The following is a 17,560-nucleotide window of genomic DNA, read 5'->3' as shown; positions in this document are numbered from 1 at the left end:
GCGCTCAGGCGGCAAATTCGGGCGCGATCGGCGGGCTATCCGCGAGGACGCGGCTCTCGCGTGCCGGCTGTTCCTTGAGCCATTCCAGCACGGCTTCCAGCGGCTGCGGCCGATGATAGAGAAAACCCTGCCCGAGCATCACACCCATCTCGCGCATGGCCTCGGCCTGCTCGGCGCGCTCGATGCCTTCGGCCACCAGGGTGAGCCCCAGCGTGCCGGCGAGCGACGCGATGACGCCAACGATCGCCTTGTCTTCGGCGCTGTCAGGTATCTCGCTGATGAACGCCTTGTCGATCTTGACCTTGTCGAGCGGAAACCGCCTGAGATGGGCGAGCGAGCTGTAGCCCGTGCCGAAATCGTCGAGCGCGATGGTCGCCCCCAGGCGCCGCAGGCGGTGCAGCGTCTCGGACGCGCTGGCGATGTTGTTGATCAGAGATCCCTCGGTGATCTCGAGCTCCAGCAATGATGCCGCAACATCGAAGCGCGCGCAGGTCGCGCGCAGCTCGGCGGCAAGCGAATGGTCGGCGAGCTCGGACGGCGGCAGGTTGATCGCGATCCGCATCTGCGGCCTGCCGGCGGCGGCCAGCCGCTTCAGCGCGCGGCAGGCATCGGTCAGCACGTAGCGTGTCAGCTGCGCATTGTTGCCACTGCGCTCGATCAGCGGCAAGAATTCGCCGGGGCCGATCACGCCATGTTCCGGATGGCGCCAACGGATCAGCGCTTCCAGGCCGACGACGTCGTGGCTTACGAGATCGACCTGGCTCTGATACCAGACCTCGAACTGCCCCTCGGCGAAGCCCGTCGGGATGGCGAGTTCGAGATCCCGGCGGCGGCGATAGTCGCGCTGGAGCGTTTCGTCGAGCACGGCGACCGTGCCGGGCGCCTTGCTCTTGGCATGGTAGAGCGCGATGTCGGCGAGCGCCGGCAGGTGCGAAAGCTCGGGATCGCCGGCACGGCGCACGGCAAGGCCGATGCTGGCGCGCGGCACGACCTGCTTGTCGTGGAGCCGGATCGGCTCGGAAATCGCATCCAGCAATTGGCGCGCAAACCTCTGTGCGGTCGCTTCATTGCTGACCTCGGGACGGATGACGACGAATTCATCGCCGCCGAGCCGGGCCACCCAGTCTTGCGGCTCGACCGCATCACGAAGGCGTTCGGAGATATGCACCAGGAACTTGTCGCCGGCATCATGGCCGAAGGTGTCGTTGATGCCCTTGAAGTCGTCCAGATCGATGAAGCAGAACGCGATCAGGGAGTCCGGCGAGCCGGCATCGTTGCTCAGGGTCATCAGGTGCTCGGACAGGGAGCGGCGATTGGGCAGCCCCGTGAGCGGATCGTGCGCGGCCATGTGCCCGAGCCGGTCGAGCGCGCCCGACGTCGTGTGCTGCATGGCGTTGAAGGCATGTGCGAGCTGACCGAACTCGTTGGAGGATCTGACCTCCGCCGGATAGGCGCGGCCGTCCTGCTTGCTGCGCTGGATCGCCGACATCATCGCCGCCAGCGGCTTGCCGATGAAGATGTTGGCGGAGATCCGCATTGCGATCAGGGTCGCGAATGTTGCGAGCAGGCCGACGACCAGCAGCAGCGCCAGCCGGCTGCCCGTGTCCGAATAGAGCGTCGCGTACGAATAGGCGATCGCGATGCGGCCGGCCTGAACCGACATATTGCCGTTGCTGTAGTTGATCGGACGCGAGACCTCCGCGACCGCCTGCCCTGCCGGACGCGCCACCACGCGGGCAATCGCCGTACCGGTATCGTCGTAGACGGCCGCCGCGGCGATGGTCTCGTCGTGCATGATCTCGTTGAGCACGCCCGTGACCTGGTCGTAACGCATCTTCCAGAGCGGTTCGGCGATCAGTTCGGCCCGGCTCTCGGCGACGCGGGCGATGCGGGCGTCGAGCTGCCTGATCTGCGACCAGAAGCTCGAAGCTTCGACGCCGGCGGAGGCGAGCAATTGCACCAGCAGCAGCACGGGTACCGTGGCCCAGATCATCGCGCGGACGACCGAGCGCAAGCGGGGCCGCGCCGCCTGCTTGCCATCCCGATCGGTCATGTCGTCACGGTTTTGCATCAGTCAGCCGTGCCTTCCAGAGGCGTCAGCGACGAGATGAGCGCATCGATGGAGAAGTCGTACTGACCGCAGCGGCCTGCCCTTGCCCTGAAACGCGTGAAATCGATCCGGTCGAAGGCGCGCGTCTTGATCAGGTCGCCGACCGCCGCGAGGTTGTCGCGCGTGATCGCAGACGTCTTGACCTCGACGCGAGGCGATGTTGCCGCAAAATCGCAGCCGTCGGCATAATCGCGCAGCAGGACGATCGACCAGCCGCCGAGCAGGAAGTGCCCGCCATCGGTCAGCAGCAGACGGCCTGCCTTGATCTCGCGCAGCGCGTCCTCCGACCAGTTGAGGCCGACCAATTGGATGTCCCCGCCGGGCGTGAGGCCGGCAGCAGTGACCGCACGGAGCGCGCCGAGCGCCATCGGATCGTTTCCGGCCCAGATGCCGGCAGGCCGGATCTGCTTGCGCGCGGCCCAGCTCAGGTAATTCGTGGTGACCTGCTCGGCCTCCGACTGCGTCCAGTTGGCGAACAGCATCCGGTCCACCACCACGTCGGGTGCGGCCGCTACCGCAAGCTGGAGACCGGCATTGCGGGCGATCGAGGCCGGCGTGATCTCGTCCCCGCCGATGCCGAGAATGTGGATCTTGCCGTCCGGGCTCTGCCATTTCTCGGCGCGCGCCGCGCCGATCAGGGCATTGGCCATCCGCGCGCCCGCGGTCTGGAGATCAGTCGTGATGTCGCCGAGCCAGGTCCTGAGCTTTTGGCGCGGCGGTCCAAGACGCGCCGCGTCGTCACCGATCAGCGTGTTGGAGAGCAGCAGCGTCCTGACCCCGGCGGCCTCGGCCGCCTCCAGGATCGGGACGGCGGCGGATTCCTCGTTCGAGAGAATGAGAAAGTCGGGCTTGTCGCCACGTGCGACCACGCCGAGCCCGAGCTCCTGCATGGTGCGGTAATTGCGCTCGCTGTTCAGCACCTCGACATGCGCGTCGAGCTTGCGGCCGGCGGCCTGCATGGTCTGCGCGACCATGTCCCAATAAACTTCACCGGTCTTGCCCGGGTTCACGAAGACGATGTTGAGACGCTTGGCATCGGCCGCAACAGCGCCATCAGGCGGCACAAGAATGCCGCAGGCCATGCCCACAGCGAGCAATATCCGCAAGAGTCCCGTCATTCGCTTCGCCATCCCGTATTGGTTCCGAAACTGGACCCGCGTCCGCTAACATTTGGCAAAGTCCGGCCGGTTGCGGCGGCTTAGAGCTAACAAAGGGTGTATCGGGCGAGCTGAATTGCGATATTCGGGCTGCGGCCCGGCTCGCTCTCTCGGCCCGTCATTCCGTGCTATCAGCAAACCTGAAACCCTCGACTCGCTGTCCCCAAGGCTCGCGGTCCCCATGGCCAAGAACACGCTTTCCTTCGTCTGCCAGAACTGCGGCGCGGCCTATAACCGCTGGCAGGGCAAGTGCGAGTCCTGCGGCGAGTGGAATACGCTGGCCGAGGAGGACACGACCGGAAGCGTCCCGGTCTCGATCCGCTCCAAGCGCAAGGGACGGACATTCGCGCTGGAGAGCCTGTCGGGAAAAACCCAGGACGCTCCTCGCCTGTCCTCGGGCATGACCGAGCTCGACCGCGTCACCGGCGGCGGCTTCGTCCGCGGCTCCGTGCTGCTCGTCGGCGGCGATCCCGGCATCGGCAAGTCGACGCTGCTGACGCAGGCCACCAGCCTGCTCGCGCGCGCCGGGCATCGCGTCGTCTACATTTCCGGCGAAGAGGCGGTCGCGCAGGTTCGGCTGCGCGCCGAGCGGCTCGGGTTGTCGGATGCGCCGGTGCAGCTCGCAGCGGAGACGTCGGTCGAGGACATCGTCTCGACGCTGTCGGAAGGCGCGGTGCCCCGGCTGATCGTGATCGATTCGATCCAGACGATGTGGACCGACACGGTGGAATCGGCGCCCGGCACGGTGACGCAGGTGCGCGCCTCGGCGCAGGCGCTGATCCGTTTCGCCAAGAAGACGGGTGCTGCCATCATCCTGGTCGGCCATGTCACCAAGGACGGCCAGATCGCTGGCCCTCGCGTGGTCGAGCACATGGTCGATGCCGTGCTGTCGTTCGAGGGCGAAGGCTCGCAGCAATTCCGCATCCTGCGGGCCGTGAAGAATCGTTTCGGGCCGACCGACGAGATCGGCGTGTTCGAGATGACGGGCCTCGGGCTTCGAGAGGTCACCAACCCTTCGGAGCTGTTCCTGTCCGAGCGCGATCTCGGCACGCCCGGTACCGCAGTCTTCGCGGGCATCGAGGGCACAAGGCCCGTCCTGGTCGAATTGCAGGCGCTGGTGGCTCCCACCTCGCTCGGCACCCCGCGCCGGGCCGTGGTCGGCTGGGATCCGAGCCGGCTGTCGATGGTGCTGGCGGTGCTGGAGGCCCATTGCGGGGTCAAGCTGTCCGGCCACGACGTCTATCTGAACGTCGCGGGCGGCCTGCGCATCCACGAGCCGGCGGCTGACCTTGCCGCCGCGGCGGCGCTGGTGTCGTCCCTGGTTAACGCGCAGTTACCCAGCGATGCGGTCTATTTCGGCGAAATCTCGCTGTCCGGCGTGGTGCGCCCGGTGGCGCAGACCCCTGCCCGGCTCAAGGAAGCGGCAAAACTCGGCTTCCAGCGCGCCGTGCTGCCCGAATCGGCCCGGGGCGAAGCCGGCGGCGATGCCGGACTGTCGCTGAACGCGATCAACAGCCTGACGACATTGGTCGCCGAAATCGCCGCCCGCGGCTCCCGCCGGGGCGAGCAGAGCGCACCGGCAGAGAAAAATGCCACACCGGCAAGATTCCGCCGTGGAGAGGGTTAGGTGGAGGTGACGTCCCCCGCCCCCACAGCTATACAGCCGTCACAAAAGCAGCATGGGATTGCGTGGTTGCGGCCTTGCCGGGAACGTCGTCTGGCCCTCACTTAGGGCGGCGGCCAAGCACCGATTCGCTGAGCACCTTCGACGTACGAGCGGACCAGACCAGCCGATGCCTGTAACACTCCTCGACCTGATCCTGCTCGGTGTGATGCTGATTTCGGGCCTGCTCGCCATGGTCCGCGGCTTCATGCGCGAAATCCTGTCGATCGCGGCCTGGGGCACGGCGGCAATCGTAACCCTTTATTCGTTCTCGAAGCTGCTGCCGACTGCAAAGACCTATTTCAACAACGATACCGTCGCGAGCGTCGTCGTCGTCGCCGGCGTGTTCGTTGGCACCCTGGTCGTGGTCTCCGTGATCACGGTCCGGATCTCCGACATGATCCTCGATTCGCGCATCGGCGCGCTCGACCGCACCCTCGGCTTCCTGTTCGGGCTGGCTCGCGGGCTTTTGATCGTCGTGGTCGCCTTTCTGTTCTTCACCTGGCTGGTGCCGGACAAGCAGCGCCCGGACTGGGTCACCGGGGCGAAATCCCGCGTGGTGCTGCAGGGAACCGGCGATTGGCTGATGGCCCTCTTGCCTGACGACCCCGAGAACACCATCTTGAAGAGATTCAAGAAAAACAAACCAGATGATGATCAAGCTGATACCGAGCAGCAGCCTTCGGGCAGTGGCGACGGATACAGCAAACCGGCTCGTGACAGCCTGAAAAAGCTGATCGAGAAACCTGCAGCGCGTTGATTTAGGCCCAAAGAGAGGCGTGGACGAGATGCGACACCCTGACCAGGACGCCCAACGTGACCACGGCCCGGCCGCGCTAGAGCTGCAGGATGATCTGGAAGGGGATACGCTGCGCGAAGAGTGCGGCGTATTCGGCATCTACGGCCACCCCGACGCCGCCGCCATCACGGCGCTTGGCCTCCATGCCCTTCAGCATCGCGGTCAGGAAGCCGCCGGCATCGTCTCCTATGACGGCAGCCGCTTTCATTCCGAACGCCGCCTCGGCCTCGTCGGCGACACCTTCTCCCGCCGCGAGGTGATCGACCGCCTGCCCGGCAACATGGCGGTCGGCCATGTCCGCTACTCCACCACCGGCGCCACCATCCTGCGCAACGTGCAGCCGCTGTTCGCCGAGCTGAATGCTGGCGGCCTTGCAGTCGCCCACAACGGGAACCTCACCAACGGCCTGACGCTGCGCCGCGAGCTGGTGAGGAACGGCGCGATGATGCAGTCGACCACCGACACCGAGGTGATCCTGCATCTGGTCGCGCGCTCCAGGCGCAGCCGCTTCATCGAGCGCTATATCGACGCGCTGCGCGAGATCGAGGGCGCCTATGCGCTGGTCTCGCTGACCAACAAGAAGCTGGTCGGCGCGCGCGATCCGCGCGGCATCCGCCCCCTGGTGCTCGGCGAGCTCGACGGCTGCCCGATCCTGACCTCGGAGACCTGCGCGCTCGACATCATCGGCGCGCGCTTCATCCGCGACATCGAGGCCGGCGAAGTCATCGTGTTCGACGAGAACGGCCAGGACATCCACAAGCCATTCCCGCCGATCGCGCCGCGGCCCTGCATCTTCGAATACATCTACTTCTCCCGACCAGATTCCATCGTCCACGGCCGCTCGGTCTACGAGGTGCGCAAGGCCTTCGGCGCGCAGCTCGCCATCGAGAGCCATGTGCCGGTCGACGTCGTGGTCCCGGTGCCGGATTCCGGCGTGCCCGCCGCGGTCGGCTACAGCCAGCATTCCGGCGTGCCGTTCGAACTCGGCATCATCCGCAACCATTATGTCGGCCGCACCTTCATCCAGCCGACGCAGGCGATCCGCGAATCGGGCGTGCGCATGAAGCACTCGGCCAACCGCGCCGCGATCGAAGGCAAGCGCATCATCCTGATCGACGATTCGCTGGTGCGCGGCACGACCTCGAAGAAGATCGTGCGCATGATGCGCGATGCCGGCGCCAAGGAAGTGCATTTCCGCCTCGCCTCGCCTCCGATCCTCTATCCCGACTATTACGGCATCGACCTGCCCGATCGCGGCGGTCTTCTTGCAGCGACGCACTCGCTGGAGGAAATGCGCGAGATCATCGGCGCCGACTCGCTGGCCTTCCTGTCGATCGACGGCATGTACCGCGCCATGGGCGAGCCCGGCCGCGACCCCGCCAATCCGAAATTCTCGGATCACTGCTTCACCGGGGCGTATCCGACCCACCTCACCGACCAGACCCAGACCGAGCAGCAGCCGCGGCAATTGTCGCTGCTGGCGGAGGCGAGCTGACGCAAGGCCGCGACGATGCAGCTGACCATCGCCATTCTCTGCGGAGGGCTGTTGGTCGGCTTCATCGTCTTCGCTTACAGGCCGGGCATGAAGGTGACGCCCGATAGCTCGGGAAACGGACCCAATAGCAATAACATTCAGCAATAACATTCAGTAGGGCGGCGGTAGCTGAAGCCCATGGCAAAATTCCGTCGTGGCCGGGCTTGTCCCGGCCATCCACGCCTGTAAAACCCCGCCATGACAAAGCCCCTCGCTGACCGCATCGCTCTCGTCACCGGCGCCTCGCGCGGCATCGGTTTTGCCACCGCCAAGGCCCTGGCAAAGTCCGGCGCGCATATCGTTGCGGTCGCGCGCACGCAGGGCGGGCTCGAGGAACTCGACGACGAGATCCGGAAGGACGGCGGCAGCACCACGCTGGTGCCGCTCAACCTCACCGATTCCGACGGCATCGCGCGGCTCGGCGCCGGCCTGCACGAGCGCTACGGCAAGCTCGACATCCTCGTCGGCAATGCCGGCGTGCTCGGCCCCTCCTCGCCGATCGGCCATATCGAGCTGAAGGCCTTCACCGACGTGATGGCGGTCAACGTTTCCGCGAACTTCCAGCTGATCCGCTGCATGGAGCCGCTGCTCAAGCAGTCCGACGCCGGCCGCGCCGTGTTCATCACCTCCGGCGCCGCCAACAAGGCGACGGCCTATGTCAGCCCGTACGCCGCCTCGAAGGCCGCGCTGGAAACGCTGGCCCGCGCCTGGGCGCAGGAGACCGCGAACACGAAGCTGCGCGTCAACCTGTTCAACCCGGGCCCGGTCCGCACCCGCATGCGCGCGACCCTGATGCCGGGCGAGGATCCGGCGACACTCGACACAGCCGAGCAGGTCGCCGAATTCATCGTGCCGATGTGCACCCCCGGCTGGACCGAGACCGGCAAGTTCTACGACTACAAGACGCGCAGCCTGATGAGCTTCCGCTCGCCGGCCTGATTGACTTGAAGGCCTCCCCGCGATTGACTGCCCGCGCTCAAGCGGCAGCAAGCCGCAAGCCAAAAAAGGGAGGTCGCCATGGCGCCGTGGCGGAATCGCGCAGGCTTTACGCGTGCGCTCGCAAATGTCTCTCACGCCTTCTCCATCCTGATCGCGGCCGTCGCGCTTGTGCTTCCGCAGGTGGCGACCGCCGGCGACGTGCCGACATTCGCGGTCGATGCCTCCTGGCCAAAACAGCTGCCGAACAACTGGATCCTCGGCCAGGTCGGCGGCATCACCGTCGACTGGCAGGGCCATATCTGGGTGATCCATCGCCCGCGCTCGCTCACTGACGACGAGAAAGGCGCGAGCCTCAACCCGCCGCGCTCGAAGTGCTGCGTGTCGGCGCCGCCCGTGCTCGAATTCGATGCCGACGGGAACCTGCTGCGCTCATGGGGCGGTCCGGGCCAAGGCCATGAATGGGTCGGCCGCGAGCACGGCATCGAGGTCGACGAACGCGGCTTCGTCTGGGTCGGCGGCAATGCCGACAATGACAACGCCATCCTGAAGTTCACGCTCGACGGCAAGTTCGTCGCCCAGATCGGCAAGATCGCGCCGAGCCTCGGCAGCAACGACACGACCCAGCTCGGCAAGCCCGCCGAAACCGCGATCGACAAGGACGCCAACGAAATCTACGTCGCCGACGGCTACGGCAACCGCCGCGTCATCGTGTTCGACGCAACCACGCTCGCCTACAAGCGGCACTGGGGCGCCTACGGCAACAAGCCCGATGACGCCAAGCAGGCGCCTTACGATCCCAAGGCCCCGGTTGCGCAGCAGTTCGGCAATCCGGTCCACTGCGTGAAGCTCGCCAATGACGGTCTCGTCTACGTCTGCGACCGCATCAACAACCGCATCCAGGTGTTCAGGAAGGACGGCACCTTCGTGAAGGAGTTCTTCTTCGAGAAGAACACGCTCGGCAACGGCGCGGTGTGGGACATCGCGATCTGGCCCGATCCGAAGCAGACCTGGCTGCTCAGCGCAGATGGCGAGAACAACGAGATCAGGGTCATCCGGCGCGACGACGGCAGCGTGGTCGGCAGCTTCGGCCACAACGGCCGCAATGCCGGGCAATTTCACTGGGTTCATGCCATGGCGATCGACGCCAAGGGTAACGTCTATACCGCCGAGGTCGACACCGGAAAGCGGATCCAGAAATTCAAGCTCACATCCGACGCGCTCAAATAGCGTCTCAACGCATTTTGCCCAAAAGTTAACCGACGGATGACGCCAGGACGCAGCGTCATCCGGCTTTAGGCGCATTGCCGACGACCGTCGGACACGGTAGAGCCATCAGCCGGAACAGGGCTTCGCAAGAGAGCCGTCCGCATATTTGACAATGGAGGAATTCTTTCATGACGACGACGTTCTCACGCCGCTCCGCGGCCTTTCTGGCCTGCGCCGCTTTCGGTTTTGCCACATCCGCCTACGCCCAGGACAAGACCGTCACGATCGGCGTGCTCAACGACATGTCCAGTCTCTACGCCGACATCGGCGGCCCCGGCGCCGTGGCGGCCATCAACATGGCGGTGGAGGACTCCGGTCTCCGCGCCAAGGGCTGGAAGATCGAGGTCATCAGCGGCGACCACCAGAACAAGCCTGACGTCGGCGTCAACATCGCCCGGCAGTGGATCGACACCCAGAAGGTCGACGTGATCGCCGATACGCCGAATTCCGGCGTGGCGCTCGCCGTCAGCAACGTCGTCAAGGAGAAGAACGCGGTCCTGCTCAACAACGGCGGCGCCAGCGCCGACCTCACCGGCAAGGCCTGCAACGCCAACACCATCTCCTACACCTACGACACCTACATGCTCGCCAACGGCACCGGCAAGGCGCTGACCAAGGCCGGCGGCGACAGCTGGTTCTTCCTGACCGCCGACTACGCCTTCGGCGCCGCGCTCGAGCGTGACACCAGTGCGGTCGTCACAGCGAATGGCGGCAAGGTGCTCGGTGGCGTCAAGCATCCGCTCAACACGTCGGACTTCTCCTCCTTCCTGCTCCAGGCGCAGAACTCGAAGGCGAAGATCATCGGTCTTGCCAATGCCGGCGGCGACACCACCAACTCGATCAAGCAGGCGGCCGAGTTCGGCATCGTCGAGGGCGGCCAGAAGCTCGCCGCGCTGTTGCTGTTCATCAACGACGTCCACTCGCTCGGCCTGAAGACCGCGCACGGCCTCACCTTCACCGAATCCTTCTACTGGGACCTCAACGAGGGCACGCGCGCCTTCTCGAAGCGCTTCCAGGCCAAGGTCGCCAACAAGGCGATGCCCTCGATGACGCAGGCCGGCAATTACGCCTCCGTGCTGCATCTTCTGAAGGCGATGGACGCCCTCGGCGGCAATCCGCACGACGGTGCCAAGGTCGTCGCCAAGATGAAGGAGCTTCCGACCGACGATCCGCTGTTCGGCAAGGGCCCGCTGCGCGAGGACGGCCGCCGTATCATTCCTGCCTTTCTTTTCGAGGTGAAGAAGCCGGAAGAATCGAAGGGACCGTGGGACTATTACAAGCTGCTCGCGACCATTCCGGCGGAAGATGCGGCCAAGCCGCTCAAGGACAGCGAGTGCCCGCTGGTGAAGAAGTAAGGGCATAGCTGCCGTAGGGTGGGCAACGCGAAGCGTGCCCACCATTTCTTCAGGTCGTAGAGAGATGGTGGGCACGGCGCAAGAGCGCCTTTGCCCACCCTAAGCAACCGTCTTCGTGGTCGCCAGCGTTCGCATCGCAATCGCAACGCACGCCGCCATCAACAGCGCCGCGAGCAGGAACGGCGCGCCGGGCAGATGCCACGGCGCGCTGGTGCCGATGAAATACGAAAACGTCAGCGTGAACAGGAACGGGCCGACGAGCTGCGACACGCTCTGCACGCTCGCGGTGGCCCCCTGCAATTGACCCTGCTGATCGGGCGCGACCAGCCGCGTCATCAGCGACTGCATGGCGGCGCCCGAGATGCCCCACAGCGACATCACGGGAATGCCGATCCAGAACAGCGGTCCGGTCGGCGCCGCGCCGAAGATAACGAAGCCGATCGCGCCACAACACAGGCCGAGCACCAGCGCGTTCCGCTCCCCGAGCACGCGCACGATCGGGCCGATTGCGAGCCCCTGCACCACCATGGCGCAGATGCCGACCATGGCCAGCGTCAGGCCGACCGTCTTGGAATCCCAGCCATAGCGATAGGTCGCATAGAGCACGAAAGTCGACGGCAGCACGACATGCGCGACCTGGGCGATGAAATTGACGACCGACAACGCGGCCAGCGCCGCGTTGGAACGGAGCAGGTGCAGCGCTCCGATCGGATTGGCGCTCGCCCAGCGGAACGGCGCACGCTTCTCAAGCGCCAGCGATTCCGGCAGGACGAAGAGCCCGTACAGCGCATTGGCAAAGCTCAGGGCAGCCGAGGCCCAGAACGGCAGGCGCGGATCGATATCGCCGAGCAGGCCGCCGAGCGCCGGGCCCAGAATGAAGCCGGCGCCGAAGGCAGCTCCAATCCTGCCGAAGACTGCCGCACGCCGTTCCGGCGGCGTGATATCGGCGATATAGGCAAAGGCGGTCGAGATGCTGGCCGAGGTGATGCCGGAGATCACGCGGCCGATGAACAGCCACGCGAGTGAAGGCGCCAGCGCCATCAACACATAGTCGGCGGCGAGCCCGAAATTCGACAGCAGCACCACCGGCCGCCGTCCGAAGCGATCCGACAGGGCGCCAAGCACCGGCGAGAACACAAATTGCATCAGCGCCCAGGCGGTGCCGAACAGGCCGAAGATACGGGCCGCGTGCGCGGTGTCGTTGTCGACGAAGCTCTCGATCAGCTTCGGCAGGATCGGCATGATCACGCCGAGCGCGAGCATGTCGAGCAGGATGGTCACGAAGATGAAAGCGACCGCGCCGCGCCGGACCGGCGCTGCGCTTTGCGCCATCGCCTCGCCGGCATCGCCGCTCACGACGGCCGCTTGCGCTTGTGGGCGAACGGATTGGCCTTCTCGCGCAAGGTGATGCGCACCGGCGTGCCCGGCAGCTCGAAGGCCTCACGCAGCGAATTGGTGAGATAGCGCAAATATGACTGCGGCACCGCGTCCGCGCGCGAGCAGAACAGCACGAAGCTCGGCGGACGCGCCTTCGTCTGGGTGATGTAGTTGAGCTTGAGCCGCCGACCGGACACCGCCGGCGGAGGATTGGCCTGGACCGCCTCCTCGAACCAGCGGTTCAAGGCCGCGGTCGATACGCGCCTGTTCCAGAGCGCGTAGGCGTCCTGGATCGCCTGCATCAGGCGATCGATGCCCTCGCCCATCAAGCCGGAGATGGCGATGATCGGCACGCCCTTGACCTGCGGCAGCAGATGGTCGGCATCACGACGAAGGCCGGAGATGGCGCCGCCCCCCTTGCTCTCCATCAGATCCCATTTGTTGACGGCGAGCACCATCGCGCGGCCTTCGCGCTCGATCAGGTCGGCGATGCGCAAATCCTGCTCCTCGAAGCGGTTCTGCGCATCCATCGTCATCACGACGACTTCGGCAAAGCGCACCGCGCGGAGCGCATCGGCGACCGAGAGCTTTTCCAGCTTCTCCTCGATGCGCGAGCGCCGGCGCAGGCCCGCGGTATCGAACACGCGAAACTCGCGGCCCTTCCAGTTGATCTCGACCGCGATGGAATCGCGCGTGGTGCCGGCCTCCGGGCTTGTCAGCAGGCGCTCCTCGCCGAGCAGATGGTTGATCAGTGTCGACTTGCCGGCATTGGGCCGCCCGACGATGGCGACCCGGATCGGGCGCGTCGCGGCCTCTTCCTCCGAGAGCGGCGCGTCGTCCTCGTCGTCTTCCTCTTCGTCGACGGGCTCCGGCATCAGCTTGGCTAGCGCATCGTAAAGCTCGCCCATGCCCTCGCCGTGCTCCGCCGAGATCTGGATGGGATCGCCGAGGCCGAGCGCGAAGGCCTCCATCGCACCGGCATCGCCGTGCTTGCCCTCGCTCTTGTTGGCGACCAGCAGCACCGGCTTGTTGGCCTTGCGGGCGAAATCGGCGAAGGCGCGATCCGTCGGCGTGAGGCCGATGCGGGCATCGATCACGAAGAACAGCGCGTCGGCCTGTGCGATCGCGGCCTCCGTCTGCTCCTGCATGCGCGCGGTCAGCGAGCCCTTGGCGCCCTCGTCGAGGCCGGCGGTATCGATGATCGTGAATTCCAGATCGCCGAGCCTCGCCTCGCCCTCGCGACGGTCGCGGGTGACGCCCGGCAGGTCATCGACGAGCGCGAGCTTCTGTCCAACCAGGCGGTTGAACAGCGTCGATTTGCCGACATTGGGCCGGCCGATGATGGCGATTGTGAAGGACATTGGTCATTCGTGCGCTGCCGGGGCCGCGCCTGTCAATGAAATGAAACGATTAAAGCGCGATGAGGCTGGAATGCATCCTCACCGCGCTTTAGGTTGTTGTTTAAGCATGATCTTTTCGGAAAACGCTTCGCACTTTTCCGGATCATGCTTCAGCGCGAGAAGCTGCCGCTCGGCAGCGGCGCCGGGAAGGCGCCCTGCGATTGCTGCTGGGTGGTCTGGCTCGGTTGCGCCTGCTGGACGGGCTGATCGGGCGGCGGCGCGGTGGTGCGCTTGCGCACGATCTTCTGCTTGGGCGGCGGAGCGGCCGCGGGCGGCGCGGCCTCCGGCTGAGCCTCGCCATCGACTTCGCCAGCCGGCGCTTCGGCCGGTGCGACTGCGGCGGCGGCCGGCTGCCTGGTCTTTTTCGCCTTGGCACCCTTCGCCGGCTTGGCCGGCTCGGGCGCAGGCTCCGCGGGCAAGGCCGCAACGGCGGGCACGTTCGGATCGGACTGTTGCTGCGCGCCCTTGTACAAATCCCTCGGGACGCCCTGCTCGAGCCCCGGTACGCCCTCCGGAAACACCGGCTTGCGGTCGCCGGGCAGCTTCTTCTTGGTATCGAGGAAATCGAGCATGTCGGTCGGATCGAAGCTCGAGCAACCGCCCAGGACGCCCGTGAAGGCGATCAGGACGGCGGCTGCGATCAAGCGGGGCGTGCGGCGCATATCGATTTATCTCGTCTCAGCTCTCGGGGCCGTCGGCGCGTGGTCAGCTTTTGGCGACGGGCGGCAGCAGGGCTTGCAGCGCCTCGGCGCGTGAGCGCAGGCCCGGCGGCGTTTCGCCGTCCTCGGCGATCGCGTCGAGCCATTTGCGGGCCGCAGTCATGTCGTTGTTGCGCCACGCCGACAGCGCCAGCATCTCGCGGGCGCTGTGACGGAAGGTCGATTTGGGTGCGGCGGAAGCTTCCAGCCGCTGCTGCATGTCGGCATAGCCGGCGCTGTCGAGCAGGAGGCCGGCCGCTCGGATCTTCGCCAGATCCTGCCACTCGCCGCCCACGCCGCGGTCGGCGGCAATGTCGTCATACAGCTTGGCGGCCGCCTTGGGATCGCGGGCCGCCGCCTCGGCCGCCGCACGCAGTCGCGCCAGGGTGCGATAGCCCGACGGAGCCTTGGTGGCGAGCTCGGTGAAGGCCGCCTCGGCCTCCGCGTGCTTGTCCTGCTCGGACAGCTCGACAGCCTTCTCGAACGCCGCGCCGGCCTCGGCGGCCTTCTTGGCCTCCAGATACTGGTAGCCGCGCCAACCGCCGACGGCGGCCACGATCAGCACCATCAGCGCGATGAAATAGATCGAATACTTGTCCCACAGCTTCTTGAGCTGTTCGCGACGTACTTCCTCGTCGACTTCGTCAAATAATTCAGACACTTAAGATAACCCCATACCCGGTCAGGAATGCGCGCCAGATCGTCCGCGTCAAAAACCCGTCCCCGCGTCGCGGCGGCGATACCCTATCGATATGGCGGTGGCAAGGCAAAGCGAGCCCGATCAAGGCGTTAACCACCCGGGAACGCCCAGGAATGCCCGCCGGCCCGGCTCAGGCTCCTAGGAGTTCCCGCAACTGCCGCTTCAGCACCTTGCCATTGGCATTGCGCGGCAGCGGCTCGGCCGTGATCACCATGGTTTCAGGGACCTTGTAGTCCGACAGCCGCTCGGCGCACCAGGCGCGCAGGACCTCGCCCGCCACGGGCGCGCGCGTCACCACCACGGCGTGGACGCGCTCGCCGAGAACGGGGCATGATTTGGCGATGATAGCGCTCTCCACCACCGCGGGGTGGCCGGCCAGCACGGATTCGACCTCGGCCGAATAGATCTTCAGGCCGCCGCGATTGATCATGTCCTTCTGCCGGTCGAAGACGCGGACAAACCCCTCCCCATCGACCGAGCCGAGATCGCCGGAATGCCAGAATCCGCTGGTGAAGCTCTCTGACGTCGCCGTCGCATTGTTCCAGTAGCCCTTGATGACGGATGCGCTCTGGATCCAGAGCTCGCCGATCTCGCCATGCGGCAGCTCGCGCCCGTCCGCCCCCATCGCCACTATACGCGCACCCGGACACGGCAGGCCGACGCTGTCGATATGGCTTGCCGTCAACTCGCCCGGCATGATCGTCGACGGCGACGTCGTCTCGGTCGCGCCGTAGCAGTTCATCAGCTGCAGGCCGGGAATTGTCGCCTTGAGCTTCTCGATGGTTGCGACCGGCATCGGCGCGCCGCCGAAGCCGCCGATGCGCCAGCTCGACAGATCGTAGCCGTCGAAATCGGGCTGGAGCAGGCAGAGATTGTACATCGCCGGCACCATTACCGTGTAGGTGACGCGCTCGCGGGCGGCGAGCTTGAGATAATCGGCGGCCTTGAACTCCGGCATGATGATCAGCGCGCCGCCGCAGCGAATCATCGTCGTGATGTTGGCGACGACGCCGGTGACATGGCCGAGCGGCACAGCCGCGATCGAGCGGTCCGCCGCCGTCAATTGCAGGCAGGACACGAAGACCATCGAGGAGTGCACGATGTTGCAATGAGCCAGCATCGCGCCCTTCGGTCTGCCCGTCGTGCCCGAGGTGTAGAGGATCATCGCGGTTTCTTCCTCGCCGACATCGACCGGCGCCGGCGCCGGCGCGTTGTTTGCGAGCATCGCGAAACGCGACCGCTGCGGGTCGGCATCGATCGCGATGTGGTGGATCACGTCTGGAATGTCGCGCGCATCAGGCAAACGCTCGGCCAGCCCCGCTTCATAGATCAGGATCTTGGCGCCGCAATCGCTCAGAACATAGGCGATTTCCGGCTTCTGCTGGCGCGTGCCGAGCAGCACCGTGACCAGCCCCTCATGCGCGGCGGCAAACAGCAGCAGCGGAAATTCGATCCGGTTGCCGAGCAGGATCGCGACGCGATCGCCACGCCGCAGGCCTAGCTTGCGAAAGCCTGCCGCGATCCGCGCGGCCTGCTCCGCAGCCTGCCGCCAGCTCAGGCGGACATCCCCGCAGATCAAGGCATCGCCGTCGACATTGCCGGCGCACGCGTCGGCAATCATCGCCCACAAGCTCGCCGGCCGGTCGCTAAAGGCGGGCACCACCCGATCGCCAAAGCGCGCTTCGAGCCGCATCGGCGGGATCTGAGATTGCGACCAGTTCATCGGAACGCCTTAAAGCTTGTTGCTCTTGTTACCTTCCGCGCACGGGCATCAGGGTTCCGTCTTGTGCTGACCGGCTAGACCCCCACTACGGGAACGCCGATCACGACCGGATGGAATGCAAAGGCGAGCGCCAGATAAGCGACGATTCCGACCGCAACCGCGATCAGATCGTTGCTGACGCCGCCCACCGGGATCGGCGGCCCGCCGCCATCGGTGCGACGCTTCAGCGTAATGCGATCATACACTGCCCAGGCCAGGAACGAGCCGAACAGGATGATGGAGCCGAGATCGCCATTGGCCAAAAGATGCGCCGCAGCCCACAGCTTGATACCGGCCAGCATCGGATGCTTCAGCGTCGCGTAGATGCGGCCACGCAGATAGGACGCGACCACCAGGATGACCGCGGGCAGCATCAGCGCGAGCGTGATGTGCTTCAGCGCCTTCGGCGGGTACCAGACGTCGATCCAGCCGGTCGCACGGTAATGCGCAAAACCCCAGATGATCAACGCGAGCCCCGCGAGCGAGGCGAGCGAATAGACGATCTTGTAGGTACCCTCGCCCAGCCTCGCGATCGCCTCCGCGCGCGCGTCTCGTTTCGTCGTGAAGAGATGGGCTGCGAAAAACAGCGCTAACCCCAGGATCATCACCAGCAAACCCACGACGTCCCTCTTTCGCAAAGCCGCACGTCTTCAGGTAGCATCTTCGCCCCGAGAAGCGCAATGCATCACGCGGAGCGCCGCCATCCCGGCAAGAGGACGGCCCTAGGTCGTGGACTCATAAGCTCTGAGCCAAAGTCTAGTTGATGCCAGCAGAACGGCAGCGAGGAAGTTTCTGGCGAG

The 17,560-nt window shown here is 65.7% G+C and carries 14 protein-coding genes; 6 read left to right on the top strand and 8 right to left on the bottom strand.

Annotated features, from left to right (window positions below; all coding sequences use genetic code 11):
* Positions 1 to 4: 4 nt before the first annotated feature.
* A complete protein-coding gene (locus JQ572_RS24520; protein WP_211385405.1) occupies positions 5 to 2,071 on the bottom strand; it encodes a putative bifunctional diguanylate cyclase/phosphodiesterase in 2,067 nt (688 codons plus the stop codon).
* The gene (locus tag JQ572_RS24515) at positions 2,071 to 3,228 is read right to left on the bottom strand and encodes an ABC transporter substrate-binding protein (RefSeq protein ID WP_249129304.1); all 1,158 of its coding nucleotides are present in this window, start codon (positions 3,226 to 3,228) and stop codon (positions 2,071 to 2,073) included. The genes JQ572_RS24520 and JQ572_RS24515 overlap by 1 nt, the downstream gene beginning before the upstream one ends.
* Before the next feature lie 220 nt (positions 3,229 to 3,448).
* On the opposite strand from JQ572_RS24515, the gene radA reads away from it, so the two are divergent.
* The 6 genes from radA (at position 3,449) to JQ572_RS24485 (ending at position 10,823) form a co-directional block, all read left to right on the top strand.
* Entirely contained in the window at positions 3,449 to 4,894 is a 1,446-nt protein-coding gene (radA, locus tag JQ572_RS24510) for a DNA repair protein RadA (RefSeq protein ID WP_211385403.1), read from the top strand.
* A 166-nt stretch (positions 4,895 to 5,060) separates the two neighbouring features.
* Positions 5,061 to 5,690, top strand: coding sequence for a CvpA family protein (locus tag JQ572_RS24505; RefSeq protein WP_211385797.1), 630 nt, complete (start codon positions 5,061 to 5,063; stop codon positions 5,688 to 5,690).
* 28 nt (positions 5,691 to 5,718) lie between these two features.
* Positions 5,719 to 7,224, top strand: a complete 1,506-nt coding sequence (gene purF / locus JQ572_RS24500) for an amidophosphoribosyltransferase (RefSeq protein WP_211385402.1) — start codon at positions 5,719 to 5,721, stop codon at positions 7,222 to 7,224.
* 237 nt (positions 7,225 to 7,461) lie between these two features.
* On the top strand, positions 7,462 to 8,202 hold the full coding sequence (locus JQ572_RS24495; protein WP_211385401.1) for an SDR family NAD(P)-dependent oxidoreductase: 741 nt from the start codon (positions 7,462 to 7,464) through the stop codon (positions 8,200 to 8,202).
* 78 nt (positions 8,203 to 8,280) lie between these two features.
* Positions 8,281 to 9,429: an NHL repeat-containing protein gene (locus JQ572_RS24490; protein ID WP_211385400.1), complete on the top strand. Its 1,149-nt coding sequence runs from the start codon at positions 8,281 to 8,283 to the stop codon at positions 9,427 to 9,429.
* A 167-nt stretch (positions 9,430 to 9,596) separates the two neighbouring features.
* The gene (locus JQ572_RS24485) at positions 9,597 to 10,823 is read left to right on the top strand and encodes an ABC transporter substrate-binding protein (protein ID WP_211385399.1); all 1,227 of its coding nucleotides are present in this window, start codon (positions 9,597 to 9,599) and stop codon (positions 10,821 to 10,823) included.
* A 99-nt stretch (positions 10,824 to 10,922) separates the two neighbouring features.
* Here JQ572_RS24485 and JQ572_RS24480 read toward each other — a convergent pair whose 3' ends face one another.
* The 6 genes from JQ572_RS24480 to JQ572_RS24455 all read right to left on the bottom strand — a co-directional run bounded on the left by JQ572_RS24480 (position 10,923) and on the right by JQ572_RS24455 (position 17,380).
* Complete coding sequence (locus JQ572_RS24480; protein WP_211385398.1) at positions 10,923 to 12,179, bottom strand: TCR/Tet family MFS transporter; 1,257 nt, start codon at positions 12,177 to 12,179, stop codon at positions 10,923 to 10,925.
* Positions 12,176 to 13,561, bottom strand: coding sequence for a ribosome biogenesis GTPase Der (gene der / locus JQ572_RS24475; protein ID WP_211385397.1), 1,386 nt, complete (start codon positions 13,559 to 13,561; stop codon positions 12,176 to 12,178). Before der ends, JQ572_RS24480 begins: the two co-directional genes overlap by 4 nt.
* Positions 13,562 to 13,710: 149 nt before the next feature.
* Entirely contained in the window at positions 13,711 to 14,262 is a 552-nt protein-coding gene (locus tag JQ572_RS24470; protein ID WP_211385396.1) for a hypothetical protein, read from the bottom strand.
* 43 nt (positions 14,263 to 14,305) lie between these two features.
* A complete protein-coding gene (locus tag JQ572_RS24465; RefSeq protein ID WP_211385395.1) occupies positions 14,306 to 14,959 on the bottom strand; it encodes a tetratricopeptide repeat protein in 654 nt (217 codons plus the stop codon).
* A 169-nt stretch (positions 14,960 to 15,128) separates the two neighbouring features.
* Complete coding sequence (locus JQ572_RS24460; RefSeq protein ID WP_211385394.1) at positions 15,129 to 16,721, bottom strand: class I adenylate-forming enzyme family protein; 1,593 nt, start codon at positions 16,719 to 16,721, stop codon at positions 15,129 to 15,131.
* A 74-nt stretch (positions 16,722 to 16,795) separates the two neighbouring features.
* Positions 16,796 to 17,380, bottom strand: a complete 585-nt coding sequence (locus tag JQ572_RS24455) for an NnrU family protein (protein ID WP_211385393.1) — start codon at positions 17,378 to 17,380, stop codon at positions 16,796 to 16,798.
* Between the last annotated feature and the right edge of the window lie 180 nt (positions 17,381 to 17,560).

The organism is Bradyrhizobium sp. SZCCT0153, from assembly GCF_018129995.1.
Lineage (GTDB): Bacteria > Pseudomonadota > Alphaproteobacteria > Rhizobiales > Xanthobacteraceae > Bradyrhizobium > Bradyrhizobium japonicum_G.
This window is presented reverse-complemented; position numbering and strand designations above follow the sequence as displayed.